This window comes from Halomonas sp. DP3Y7-2 (genome assembly GCF_019800795.1).
GTDB lineage: Bacteria > Pseudomonadota > Gammaproteobacteria > Pseudomonadales > Halomonadaceae > Halomonas > Halomonas litopenaei_A.
This window is the reverse complement of record NZ_JAHVKJ010000010.1, coordinates 548,090-560,160: the sequence shown is the minus strand read 5'-3', so window position 1 is coordinate 560,160 and position 12,071 is coordinate 548,090. Positions and strand designations below refer to the sequence as shown.

General features: G+C 63.4%; 10 protein-coding genes. 4 read left to right on the top strand and 6 right to left on the bottom strand.

What is annotated here, in order from left to right; translation table 11 throughout:
• The first annotated feature begins 5 nt into the window (after positions 1-5).
• Entirely contained in the window at positions 6-902 is an 897-nt protein-coding gene (locus tag KUV45_RS14865; protein ID WP_222161991.1) for a LysR substrate-binding domain-containing protein, read from the top strand.
• 171 nt (positions 903-1,073) lie between these two features.
• Here KUV45_RS14865 and KUV45_RS14860 read toward each other — a convergent pair whose 3' ends face one another.
• From KUV45_RS14860 to thiO, 3 genes are all read right to left on the bottom strand, one after another.
• Positions 1,074-2,546 (bottom strand): FAD-binding oxidoreductase, encoded by a 1,473-nt coding sequence (locus KUV45_RS14860; RefSeq protein WP_222161990.1) that lies wholly within the window; start codon positions 2,544-2,546, stop codon positions 1,074-1,076.
• Positions 2,547-2,578: 32 nt separating this feature from the next.
• Entirely contained in the window at positions 2,579-2,971 is a 393-nt protein-coding gene (locus tag KUV45_RS14855; protein WP_222161989.1) for a nuclear transport factor 2 family protein, read from the bottom strand.
• 119 nt (positions 2,972-3,090) lie between these two features.
• On the bottom strand, positions 3,091-4,266 hold the full coding sequence (gene thiO / locus KUV45_RS14850) for a glycine oxidase ThiO (protein WP_222161988.1): 1,176 nt from the start codon (positions 4,264-4,266) through the stop codon (positions 3,091-3,093).
• Between the two features lie 148 nt (positions 4,267-4,414).
• Here thiO and KUV45_RS14845 point away from each other — a divergent pair, with 148 nt between their 5' ends.
• Both KUV45_RS14845 and KUV45_RS14840 read left to right on the top strand, forming a co-directional pair.
• Positions 4,415-5,419 carry a MoxR family ATPase gene (locus KUV45_RS14845; RefSeq protein ID WP_222161987.1) on the top strand — a complete coding sequence of 335 codons (1,005 nt, stop codon included), beginning with the start codon at positions 4,415-4,417 and terminating at the stop codon, positions 5,417-5,419.
• Positions 5,416-7,167: a cobalamin biosynthesis protein CobT gene (locus KUV45_RS14840; protein ID WP_222161986.1), complete on the top strand. Its 1,752-nt coding sequence runs from the start codon at positions 5,416-5,418 to the stop codon at positions 7,165-7,167. The genes KUV45_RS14845 and KUV45_RS14840 overlap by 4 nt, the downstream gene beginning before the upstream one ends.
• A 90-nt stretch (positions 7,168-7,257) precedes the next feature.
• Here KUV45_RS14840 and KUV45_RS14835 read toward each other — a convergent pair whose 3' ends face one another.
• Together KUV45_RS14835 and KUV45_RS14830 are read right to left on the bottom strand one after the other, a co-directional pair.
• The gene (locus tag KUV45_RS14835; RefSeq protein WP_222161985.1) at positions 7,258-8,514 is read right to left on the bottom strand and encodes an FAD-binding oxidoreductase; all 1,257 of its coding nucleotides are present in this window, start codon (positions 8,512-8,514) and stop codon (positions 7,258-7,260) included.
• A 187-nt stretch (positions 8,515-8,701) separates the two neighbouring features.
• Positions 8,702-10,114, bottom strand: coding sequence for a sodium:solute symporter (locus tag KUV45_RS14830; protein ID WP_206942815.1), 1,413 nt, complete (start codon positions 10,112-10,114; stop codon positions 8,702-8,704).
• 274 nt (positions 10,115-10,388) lie between these two features.
• Here KUV45_RS14830 and KUV45_RS14825 point away from each other — a divergent pair, with 274 nt between their 5' ends.
• Positions 10,389-11,321: a LysR family transcriptional regulator gene (locus KUV45_RS14825; protein ID WP_206942817.1), complete on the top strand. Its 933-nt coding sequence runs from the start codon at positions 10,389-10,391 to the stop codon at positions 11,319-11,321.
• Positions 11,322-11,370: 49 nt separating this feature from the next.
• Here the strand turns inward: KUV45_RS14825 and KUV45_RS14820 are convergent, their stop codons facing one another.
• Positions 11,371-12,069, bottom strand: coding sequence for an aspartate/glutamate racemase family protein (locus KUV45_RS14820; RefSeq protein ID WP_222161984.1), 699 nt, complete (start codon positions 12,067-12,069; stop codon positions 11,371-11,373).
• Positions 12,070-12,071 lie beyond the last annotated feature (2 nt).

Here is a 12,071-nt window from a genome sequence, read left to right as displayed (position 1 = left end):
CATCAATGCGCATAGAACTTCGCCATCTCTCCGCTTTTGTCGCCGTGGCTGACTGCCTGCACTTTCGTCATGCCGCTGAGCGGCTCAACGTTGCACAGCCTGCTCTCAGCCGCACCATTGCTCAGCTGGAAGAGGCCATCGGCGAGACCCTGCTGCTACGCAACAACCGCCAGGTCAGGTTGACCGAGCCCGGACGCGTCATGCTGGAGGAGAGTCGCCAGATCCTGCGCCATCTGGACGAGGCGGTGCTCAAGACACAGCGAGCGGGACGGGGGGAGCTGGGACGCCTTGCCATTGGCTACACCGACTTTGCCATCACCGGGGAACTGCCGGCATTGCTGGATGACTTTCGCCGGCTGCACCCGGATATCCACTTTGACCTGCACTTCGGTTCAACGGCATCACAGCTACAGGATCTGACGGATTGCCATCTGGATTTCGGCTTCGTCACCGGGCCTGTGCTGACCCCAGGCCTGTGCTCACGTCCTATCCAGCGCGACCGTTTCATTGCTGCGGTCAGCGAGCATCATCCCCTGGCACAGCGCCGGAGTATCCGCCTGGAGGAGCTCGCCCACGAGCCCTTCATTCTCGGCGCACACAGCATGTGGCACCACTTCCGTCAAAAGCTCGAGTTGATCTGCCGCGAGGCGGGATTTGAGCCCAAGGTGGCGCAGGAAACCTTCAACAGTGAGACGATCTTCGCCTTTGTGGCCTGCGACTTTGGCGTCACCGTGCATCTGGAGTGCGCCAGCAACTACCTGCGCAAGGGGGTAACCATGGTGCCCCTGGAAGGCGTGCAACACAGTCTGCTCACGGAAGTGGCCTGGCGCGAAGGGGAGCTGACGCCGGTACAAACGGCCTTTCTGCAGCGGCTCGACAAGCAGCTGCCGCCAGAGCATTGAGGGTTCGACGCCTTACGCGTCCGACCACTCTAGAGCGAACGGGATGGCGAGTCCGCCGCCCCACATCACAACGACGTCCAGGCCGTCCCGATGGGCACGGCCTGGCTCCCTTGACCCAGCGAGGCAACAGCGCACGTTACAAGAGCGTGGTACCGGCGTCGCCGAATGTCGTCATAGCAATTCGTCCTTGACGTAGTAGTAGCGGTAGAGAAAACGCTGGCCAGCGCGGCGGAAAGGGGCAAACGCCTGCGACTCGATGCGCTCTCTCAGATTGGGAAACGGAAGCTTGGACGTAAAGATCGGCAACTCCAGGGTAACGCCCTCACCTGCGATCCACTGTGCCAGCCGCTTGCCGGCCTGGGCCGAGTACATCACCCCATTTCCACCGTAACCGAGAGCGTAGTACACGCTTTCCCGGGGATCAGGCTGGTGAATCCGCGGCATCATGTCGTGGCTGACATCGACCCAGCCCCACCAGGAGTAGTCGATCTCGATACCGGCCAGCGCCGGAAACTTGCGCTCAAGATCGGCCTTGAGCATGGCGGCGTAGCGTTCTTTCGGCGCATCACGACCTGAAATCGCGCTGCGACTGCCAATCTGCACCCTATTGTCGGGCAACAGTCGGTAGTAATGGCGCAGGATGCGCGTGTCGGTGAGCACCTGGCGCGTGCGAAACCCGGTCGCCTCGATCTCGTCGGACGTCAATGGGCGAGTGACCATGGAATTCGACAGGATCGGCAGCAGCCGATTATGCAGCGAACGGTGGAGCTGACCGGTGATATAGCCCCCGGTGGCAATCCCGACCGCCCGCGCCTTGACCAGACCGCCCGGTGTGCGCAGGTAGTGCGTGTCGCCGCGGGTCTCCCAGCCCAGAACCGGACTTGCCGGGTGTACCTTGACGCCCAGAGCACGTGCCTTGCGGTGGTAACCAAAGGCCAGCTTTGCCGCATGAATACCGATGCCCTCAGGCTCATGCATGGCGCCTGCCGCCTCACTGTCCCCCACCCATTCACGCTTGACGGTGTCGCCATCGATGATCCGCGCATCGTAGTCGAAGGTGTCCCGCAGCAGTCGCGCCTCTTTCTCCAGGCCCGGCATCATCCGATCCTTGTGGGCGATATACAGATGCCCGCCGGGCTGTGGATCGCAGTCAATGTCGGCGATCAGGGACTTGAACGTCTGCATGCCCTCGACGCATTCCCGATGCAGCTTGAGCGCCGTATCGAGACCGTAACGTGCAATCCACTGGGAGCGCTTGAGGCGCCCTGAGGCGCACTGAGCCTGGCCACCGTTGCGCGTGCTGCAGCCCCAGCTCACCCGATTGGCTTCCAGTACCGTGGCCTTGATGCCATAGCGCTCCGCCAGGAAGATCGCCGCGGTCAGCCCCGTGAAACCCGAGCCAACGATGACCACGTCGGCATCGGTATCGCACTCAATGGGGCCGTCGTCGGCAGGTGGCTCGCCGGCGGTGGCGACCCAGTAAGTGGGCGCATAGTCACAGCCGGTACCCACCTGCTTCGCCGTCAGCGGGTCATAGGCAGGATCATAAGGGGCGCGCGCAGACGTCGCCGCACCTTTGCCTTGCAGCGGCCCCTGGCCGGTGGCATCCAACGCTCGCTGCTCCGCGGTCTTTAGCTCCAGCATGTCGCTCCTCCCGGATCGCGAATGGGGTACCCTCAGCCCTGACGAGTCGGCGTGGCCGGCCGCTGCTTGCGGAAGGCATTCTTCACCGCAATCTTGCCGTCGCGGAAGGTAAAGGCATCGATCATGCGGGCCTCGGAGCGCATTCCATCGACGGTGGTCCCACAGTAGGTGCTCTCGCTGTAGCCGCGATCTCCAATCACCTGATGCACCCCGTCAAGCCACTGGGCATCCGGGGCATTTTCCCAGGCCGCCCTGAGTCCAGCGCGAACCTGCTCCTGACCATGAAAGGTCTTACCCAGCAGTTCTGGGCCAGCCACGGCATGGAACTCGCAATCGTCGGTCATCATCGACATCACCGCGTCGATATCATGACGATTGAGCGCATCGGCGAAATCGGCGAGAAACTGGGCGTCGGGTTGGCTCATGGAGGTTCTCCTTGTTGTTCACGGCGCGACTGAGCGCCTAGAGCAGTATCGTTATTGTGTTGGCGAGGCCCTCTTGGCCTCGTCTACCCCCGAGCCTAAAGGCCCCGAGCGCTCGTCCCTTAGCACCAGTTGCTCGCTGTCGATTGGGCCAGCCCTGCGGGTGACGCCGAATCCTGCACATGGTGTGCGTCGTGCCCGAGCCGATAGGGTGCCGGGTCCACGCAGGGTCGCTCACCCAACAGCAACTCCACGCCGAGTCGAGCCGCCGCGGGCGCCAGCACCAGACCATTGCGGAAATGGCCGGCATTGACGTGGAGTCCAGCCCAGCCAGGCACCTCCCCGATAAAAGGAATGCCGCCAGGAGAGCCAGGTCGCAGGCCGGCCCAGTGATGCTCGATACTGGCCCTGGAAAGCGCTGGCAACAGCCGCACCGCACTGCGATACAGCGACACCCGTGCCGCGCTGGTGGTGGTCTTGTCGAAGCCTTGGTGCTCCAGGGTGGACCCCACCAGAATGCGTCCATCCTGACGTGGGATCAGGTAACGCCCATCCGCCAGCACCACCCGTGAGAGCGGTCGAGTACCATAAGGGGGCTTGAGCACCATCATCTGTCCCTTGACCGGGTTGACTGCCAGGCCAACCCCGGCTCGCCGCAGCAGTTCGCCGCTCCATGCTCCACCACAGACCAGTATGCGCCCCCCATCGATGCGACCCTGCACGGTCTCTACCCCGACCACGTCATCGCCTCGACGCCTGAATCCAATGACCTCACAATCCTCCCGGACTTCGACCCGGCGATCCCGTTCCAGCCGCGCGCGCAGGGCACGCCCCAGGCGCGGGTTACGCAAGCTGCCGAGTGTGGGCATCCACAACCCGCCCTGCTGCCGACGCAGCCAATCGGTCTCGGCGAGCCCTGGCTCGAGGCCGCAAATGGCATCGGCGTCGATGTCCTCCAATGGCTTGCCGAAGCGCTGCGCCCACTGTCGCGCGTCCTCGGCATCGTCCACCGCGAGATACAACAGGCCATGCCGGGTGAACTGCGGGTCGACCCCGGTCTCGTCATATAGCTGGCGGCACAGCGCCGGGTAGACGCCTTCAGACAACGCTGACAGCGCAGAGACAGGCGCGCTGTAGCGCCATGGATACAGCGGCGAAGCGATGCCACCACCGGCCCAGGAAGCTTCTCCGGCACAACGACCCCGCTCTACCAGCGTCACCGTCAGGCCGGCTTGTGCCAGACGCCAGGCACTCATCATGCCGATGACGCCTCCACCCACCACGATCACATCCCGCATGTGCTTCTCCCCCTTGTTCACGGCGCCCCACTCATCCCAGGATGGCCAGAAACCATTGAAATCTCATTTTTCGATACAATTTGCGTTATTTTTTAAAACACGTCTATAGTGTCATCACTTTCACAGCAGCGCACCAGGACACACGACCATGGCCGATGCCCCTTCCCTGCTCGATGACAGCCTCCCCGCCCAGCAATGGCACAGCGCCCGGGAGATCTTCGGTATCGATTCGGACCTCAAGGTGCCGGTATTCACGCAGCGAGACGATCATGTGCCCGCCATGGATGAGGCCTACCGCTTCAACCCGGACGTGACCCTGGCGATCCTGGCGGGCTTTACCCGCAACCGTCGGGTGATGGTTCAAGGGCTTCATGGCACCGGCAAGTCGACGCATATCGAGCAGGTCGCGGCGCGCCTCAACTGGCCCTGCGTGCGCGTCAACCTGGACGGTCACATCAGTCGCCTCGACCTGGTGGGCAAGGACGCCATCGTGATCCGAGACGGCGTGCAGGTCACAGAATTCCAGGAGGGCATCGTGCCCTGGTCACTTCAACGGCCGGTCGCCCTGATCTTCGATGAATACGACGCGGGCAGACCCGACGTCATGTTCGTCATCCAGCGCATCCTCGAGCGCGATGGCCAGTTCACCCTGGTCGATCAGAACCGGGTCATCCGTCCACACCCGATGTTTCGCCTGTTCGCCACCGCCAATACCGTGGGCCTGGGCAACCAGGACGGCCTTTATCAAGGTACCCAGCTGCTCAACCACGCCCAGGTAGATCGCTGGAACATTGTCGCCAAGCTCGACTATCTGCCGCGGGACGAAGAAGTGAACATCGTGCTCGCCAGGGTGCCGAGCAAGGACAACGAGCGTGGCCGGCGCCATGTCGACGCCATGGTGGCGGTGGCCGAACTCACCCGAAAGGGCTTCGCCAACGGCGACCTGTCGACGTTGATGTCGCCACGCACGGTGATTACCTGGGCCGAGAACTGCGAGATATTCCGCGATCCTGCGCTGGCATTTCGCCTGTCGTTTCTTAACAAGTGCGACGAGCACGAACGCGCCCTGGTCGCGGAGTTCTACCAACGCTGCTTCGATGAGGAACTGAGTGAGTCCATCGCCCGCGGCGACGGTGGCAGTACAGCATCATGACGACCCCAGGCGATGCGACCCACGCCAGCGCCTTGGCCAGAACACGGCGCCAGCAATATCTCGAAGACATCGAGGCGGCGGTACTGCGAGCCCACACCGGCGACAGCCGCTGGTTCTACGCCAGCCGTCGTCTCTACCACGGGCAACGACGAGTCCCCCTGCGGGCCCCTCACCTCAAGCTTGCCGATGACTGCCTGTCGATTACGGGCTATCGCGCGGTCAGCGATGCCCTGGCCCTGCGCGAGCGCTTCAGCGACGACGCGCTTCACCAGTACCTACGGCCAGCAGAGCCCGAACCACGGCTGATCTACGACTGGCTGGAGCAGTGCCGCGTGGAAGCCTTGCTGGGCCCCGGGGCACCGGGCATGGCGAGCAACCTCGAACAGCGCTTCCGACAGTGGTCGCTGGACTACCATCACGCGCAATTCACCGAAACTGCCCTCGGACTGTTGCTGTTCTGCGTGATTCAGATCAGTCGCTCGCGGCTGATGGCGGCACCGATGCTGGAAGCGTTCGAGGACATGCTGGAGGCCACCCGGGCCAATATCGTACCGGCCCTCGGCCACGCCCTGGCGGGACTGCGACGCGAGCGTCACGATCAAGCGGCCTTCCAGCGTCACGCCCACGCCATCGCCGATTGGATAGCTGCCCAGCTGGAAGGCTTTGAGCCTCAGCAGGATCGCGAGCAGGAGGACAAGGATCCTCGCCGTGCCCTGGCCCTGTTGCTGGACAGTGAAGATGACCTGGAGGAAGAGATCCCGGTCGCGCTCAGCGGGCAAAGCCGTCTACTGGAGGATGACGCCAACCGCTACCGCGCCTTCACCACGGCTTATGACAGCGAAAGGCGTGCCGACAGCCTGGTCCGGCACGCGCTGCTGGTGGAGTACCGCGACCGTCTGGATCAGCGGCTCGCCGCACAGAAGGTCAACGTGCGCCGGCTGGCCCGGGCCTTTCGGCGTCATCTGTCGGTGGTGGAGAGAGATGGCTGGAACGACGGCGAAGAAAGCGGCGTGATCGACGGGCGCCGACTGTCGCAGATCGTGACATCGCCCCAGGAGCGCCGCGTCTTTCTCCGCGAACGCCATCGACCCGTCAGCGATGCTCAAGTCAGCCTGCTGATCGACTGCTCCGGTTCCATGAAGGTCCACGGTGAAGCCATCGCCACCCTGGTGGAGCTATTGGCCCGGGCGCTGGACATGGCGGGGGTAAGCAGCGAGGTGCTGGGCTTCACCACCGGCGCCTGGAATGGGGGCCGTGCCCAACGGGACTGGCTCCGGTCAGGCAGACCCGCGGCCCCGGGACGCCTCAACGAGGCACGCCATCTGATCATCAAGGACGCCAGCCAGCCCTGGCGCCGCGCCCGGCTGGGACTGGCGGCCCTGCTCAAGGCCGATATCTACAAGGAAGGGATCGACGGCGAAGCCGTGCAATGGGCCTGTCAGCGGCTGATGAGCGCCGACGTCAACCGCCGCCTGCTGGTCGTGATCTCCGACGGCAGCCCCTCGGATAGCGCCACCAACCTGGCCAACGATCGTCACTACCTCGACCACCACCTGCGCTCGGTGGTGGCGACGTACAGCGGCGGCAACGGTCGTCGTTCCGGCCCCATCGATATCGTTGGCCTCGGCGTCGGTCTCGACCTGAGCCCCTACTATCCGAGACACCGAGTCATCGACATCGGTCAGACCCTGGACAATACCCTGCTGGATGACGTGGTGGAGCTGATGCTGTCTAAACGAAGGTATTGAAGGAGTGTCACTCGCCACAACCCTTGCCTCATCCCCCGCCTATGAATCGGCATCCTCTGTTCTCGGCCATCTCTACTCGGCCCTCTCCTCTCAGCTCGCCCGTCGCAACCTAGTAAAACGCGCCGGAGACAGCCGTTGTGCGTAGTCAGGCAGCGGGCTGCCATCCATCATGGCGCGGATCAACTCACCGGTCTGGGCTGACAGGGTCAACCCCAGGTGAGCGTGCCCGTAGGCCAGATACAGCCCTTCCCTGCCGGCCACGGGACCGACCACCGGCAAACCATCCGGGGTGGAATGACGAACGCCCATCCAGCGCTCGCTCAGCGTCAGAGAGCGACCGAACATGGCGTCTCCCCACCCCTTCAGGCGGTCCCAGCGGCGCTGGTCGGCACGCCGTTCCGGCGCGGTAAACTCGGTGGTGCCCGCCAGGCGCACACCGCCCTCCATCGGTGTGGCGTAAAAATGGTGGGCCAGCCAGCCCGTAGGTCGTGTCAGCGAGACCGACGTGTCGAGCCGCACGTGGTAACCACGCTCGCTGACCACCGGCAGCGACATCCCCAGCCACTTCATCAACGCCTGGTTAGCCATGCCCGCGCACATGACCACCTGATCGGCATGGTGCTCCCCCAGCGTACTGACCAGACGCCACCCGCCATCGACACAAGGCGCCAGTCCCTCGATGCGCGCACGGTGCAATACCGCACCGGCGCGCTCCAGTCGGCGCCACAGGGTGCGACTGACGGTCAAGGGGTCCTTCAGGTGACGTGTGGAAGGAAAGAACAAGGCACCTTCCAGGCGCTCAGGGCTGAGCTCAGGCTCCAGGTCGCGAACGTCAGCGGCCGTCAGCGCGCGACAGTCGACGCCATCGGCCCGCTTGGCCTCAGCTGAGGCCTCGAGCGACCGAGACAGCGCATCCCCACGATACGCCAGCTGCAGGCAGCCGGTATCCGCGTACAGGCCCGGTGCGTCAAGCGATTCGAGCAAGCGGTGTTGCGCCTTGACGGCGTCCTGTATCAGCGCCACCAGATCCGCCTTGTGGCGGGCAAAGCGGGAGGGTGTGGCGGCCTGGATAAAACGCGGCCCAAAACTGGCCAGCCGCGACAGATAGCGGGGATCAATCGATAACGATGCGTCACGCCGGACCAGTTCCCTGGGCAGGGCCTTCAAGGTCTCGATACTGGCCATGGGCGAGGTCGCGTAGTTGGCAATCAGTCCTGCATTGCCAAGGGAGGTGCCCTCCCCCGGTGCTCCCGGATCGAAGAGCTGCACCTGGTAGCCGGCGTCAACGAGCGATCTCGTCACGGCCAGACCGACAATGCCTGCCCCCACAACGGCGATGGTGTTCATGCAATGTCTCCTTGGGGACACTGACGTCCGGCCCGTGGTTCAGGCCGGACGCGCGTAGCGTGGATAGCGGGGATTCAGTTATCGCGGTAGAAGCGCCAGGAGGCGATCCCCACCCCTACCGCGGTAAGGATGCTGACGGCACTGACGGCATACAGGGCAAGAGCGTACAGGGTCATGGGAGTCTCCTTTATTGAGTCTTGGCGACGACGGGAGCATCGGGAGCCGACCGGAACAGCTGGTAGACCAGTACAAACACCGAGACATTGGCGATGACACCGGCGATCAGAGCGGTCAAGCCAGTAGCCGCCTGCAGGTCAAAGGGCCCCCACTTCCACAGGATCGTGACCGACGCGCCCGCTAGCATCGCCGCCACAGCTGAGCGGGTGCAGCGCAAGTTGAACAGCACAGCGAACACGAACGGCAGCAGAATGGTCGGCGCCCACAGCGCATAGCTGAGCAGCAGCGCATCGATGATCGAGGTCGCGTACAGGGCGAACACTACCGCACCCAGGCCGATCAACAGGTTGACCAGACGCTCGATCCACAGCCGCTTCTGCTCACTGACCGTGGGCTCGATGAAGGGCTTGTAGATATCACTGACGAAGATCACTGCGGCGGAGTTCAGGTAGGAGTCGGCGGTCGACATCACCACCGCCAATAGCGATGCCAGTACCAGCCCTGTAATGCCCACCGGCAGGGCATCACGAATCAGCGTCGGCATGGCCTGATCAGGTGAGATCGTTGGATAGAGCACCAACGCCACCAGCCCGATGGTGGCACTGACCAGATAAAACAGGAAACCGAAGCCACCGGCCACCGAATAGCCGATACGTGCATGGCGGGAGTCCGGCGCCGACAGGGCTCGCTGGGTGTAGGGGGGAACCAGCGTTTCGCCCAGCAGGAAGGCAATGAAGATCGACAGGAACATGCCCAGCGAATAGTCACCCATCAGGCTGAAGTGGCCCTCCGGCAGGCGCTCGATCAATGCCTGAGGTCCCCCCAGGTCATGCAGCCCAATCAGCATGGTGACCGGCAGGAAGATCGCCAACATCAGAAATTGCACTACATCGGTCTGGATGACCGCCCACATTCCACCGATGGTGGAATACACCAGCACCACGGCCATGCCGATCAAGATACCAGTGGCAACGTCGATGCCGAGTATGGCGTTGAACACGGTGCCCACAGCCAGGGCCTGAGCCCCTAGAATGCCGACGCAGAACACCAGCGAGAAGATCCCGGTAAACAGGCGAGCACTGGCGCCAAAGTGCTGGGCCATGATGTCGCCAACCGTATGGGCATTGACGTAGCGCTTGAGCCTGGGCGCGATAAACAGTCCGGCAAGCACCGTGGCAATGGGAAACGCAGAAGCGGCGAACATGAAGGCATAGCCTTCATCAAAGGACTTGCCGGCACGGCCCATTGAGGCACCGCCACCAAGAAAGGACGCCGCCAAGGTGGCGAACAATACCGGCCAGATGATCTTGTTGCCGGCAACCGCAAAGTCAGCGCTGTCAGAGACTTTCTTGGCACTGCGATAGCCGATGTAGATCAGTATCGCGAAGTACAGCAGCAGTCCGCAGAGGTCGATCGGATTCATGCAACTACCCTCGTTATGGTTGTAGGGGGGTGGTGTCAGCTTCGACGACCCTTGTCATAAAAACAACTTTGATCTACCTATGAACCTATAGATAAAACTTAGACCATATCGCGTGCACTTTAGCGGCCCTCGCCTCCCGCGGAAGAGCCCAAACCATGTCGCCGCGAACGACGCCCCAGACAGCACCGCAGACAGCAGTACAAGCGAAGCTACGTCGGCCCATGCCGCATCGCGGCGAAGCCTGTCCTCCACCACCCTACCCAGGAGTCCCTGAATGAAGCTGCGCTACCCTCTTCGTCAGCTGCAGATATTTCGCGAGGTCGTGCACACCGGCAGTCTCAGCAAGGCCGCACGACGACTCGATCTCAGCCAGCCGGCGGTGAGCTCCGCCATCGCCAACCTGGAGCAGGAGGCCGGCTTTCTGCTGTTCCGTCGCAATAACTACGGCACCGAGCTGACGCCGGAGGCTCGCTACCTGATGGAGGGCGTCGACAGGGTGCTGGCGTCGGTGTCACATCTGGACGAACTGGCCGAAGGTCTGCGTCAGGGCCGCGCCGGCAAGCTGATTGTCGGCTGCATGCCGGGGCTCTCACCGAGCGCCTTGCCCCAGATCATGGCGGACTATCTCAGTGACTTTCCCGATACGCGGCTGTCCCTGCAGACCTTCAGCTCAGGCAAGATTCGCGACTGGGTGGCCGAAGGCCAATTCGATGTGGGCGTCATTGAACGTCAGGATGATCTCAGTGACCTGGAGGTCAAGCATCTGACCCTGCGCATGCATCTGGCGGTACCGGCGAACAGCCCATTGGCCACCGCCACCGTGGTCGGGGCCAAGGACCTTGACGGGATGCCGCTGATCACCCTGGACGAGCACCACCAGAGCACGCTCAAGCTGAAGCAGGCACTACGCCAGGCCGATGCCCGCTGGCATGTCGCCGCCGAGACACACCTGTTTCCGTCTGCCATCAGCCTGGTGCGCGCTGGCATCGGTCATGCGCTGGTGGACCCGGTTTCTGCCGCGGGCTTCCTGCTGCGCCGGGACTGTGACGTGGCCATCGTGCCCTTCGAGCCGGCCATCGACCTGGAGATCGCCATCATCACCCCGCGCTTTCATCCAAGCTCCCGTCAATGCCAGCGCTTCCTGCCCTATCTCGAGAAGGGGCTGGCCCACTGGCATAAGCGCGCCCTGGCGCCCCTTCACGCCTGAGCAGGGGCACCGTGGCGTGCCGGAACGGTGCACACCGGGCTAAGCATATTCACCTGCTGCCGCCACAGGCCCGAATGACCAGATCGAGCGCCGGGACAATATCGTAGACCGGGCAGCGCGCCTCCCGGCGCACCACGTCCGCAAAGGCGCTCAGGTCCGTGCACTCAAGCACGATGGCATCCAGCGTGACCTTGCGCATCAGCCGTCGCGTGGCAGTCGCGACCTCTTCCGCCATCGCCGCCATGTCGAGATCATCACGCTGTCCCTCAAGGATCACCTGCCGAAACTCGCTCCCGTCCTGGAGACCTTCAAGCGCGGGAAGAGACCCTTGCCAGCCCGCTCCCAGGAAATGTTGCGCCTTCAATGCCCCTGCGTCGGCCGTCAGCACCCCCACCCGCCCAAGGCCCCCGTGCACGACGGCAAGCCAGGGCAACAAGGTCAGGCTGGAGAGCACCACCGGCACCGACATTGCCTCGGCGACCTGAGCCTGATACCGCGCCATGAAGCCGCAGCTGCCCGCAATGGCGCACACCCCCTCCGCTTCCAGCTGGCGTGCCTGCTCAAGCAACAGGTCGCGCAAGGCGTCGCCGGGCGCGTGCAGCAGCCTGGGAATATCAACGCCCTCGAGCACGCGGTAGCGCACCGGATGGCGGAAGCTATCGGGATGGCGCAGGTGTCCCAGGGGCTTGGTAAAGGACGAATCCAGGCACAGCACCCCCAGCGGCGCCTCTTCTATATTGGCTCTCACAG

Coding starts and splice junctions, on each gene's coding strand:
- KUV45_RS14865 (WP_222161991.1), top strand. CDS start 6: ATGCGCATAGAACTTCGCCATCTCTCCGCTTTTGTCGCCGTGGCTGAC.
- KUV45_RS14860 (WP_222161990.1), bottom strand. CDS start 2,546: ATGCTGGAGCTAAAGACCGCGGAGCAGCGAGCGTTGGATGCCACCGGC.
- KUV45_RS14855 (WP_222161989.1), bottom strand. CDS start 2,971: ATGAGCCAACCCGACGCCCAGTTTCTCGCCGATTTCGCCGATGCGCTC.
- thiO (WP_222161988.1), bottom strand. CDS start 4,266: ATGCGGGATGTGATCGTGGTGGGTGGAGGCGTCATCGGCATGATGAGT.
- KUV45_RS14845 (WP_222161987.1), top strand. CDS start 4,415: ATGGCCGATGCCCCTTCCCTGCTCGATGACAGCCTCCCCGCCCAGCAA.
- KUV45_RS14840 (WP_222161986.1), top strand. CDS start 5,416: ATGACGACCCCAGGCGATGCGACCCACGCCAGCGCCTTGGCCAGAACA.
- KUV45_RS14835 (WP_222161985.1), bottom strand. CDS start 8,514: ATGAACACCATCGCCGTTGTGGGGGCAGGCATTGTCGGTCTGGCCGTG.
- KUV45_RS14830 (WP_206942815.1), bottom strand. CDS start 10,114: ATGAATCCGATCGACCTCTGCGGACTGCTGCTGTACTTCGCGATACTG.
- KUV45_RS14825 (WP_206942817.1), top strand. CDS start 10,389: ATGAAGCTGCGCTACCCTCTTCGTCAGCTGCAGATATTTCGCGAGGTC.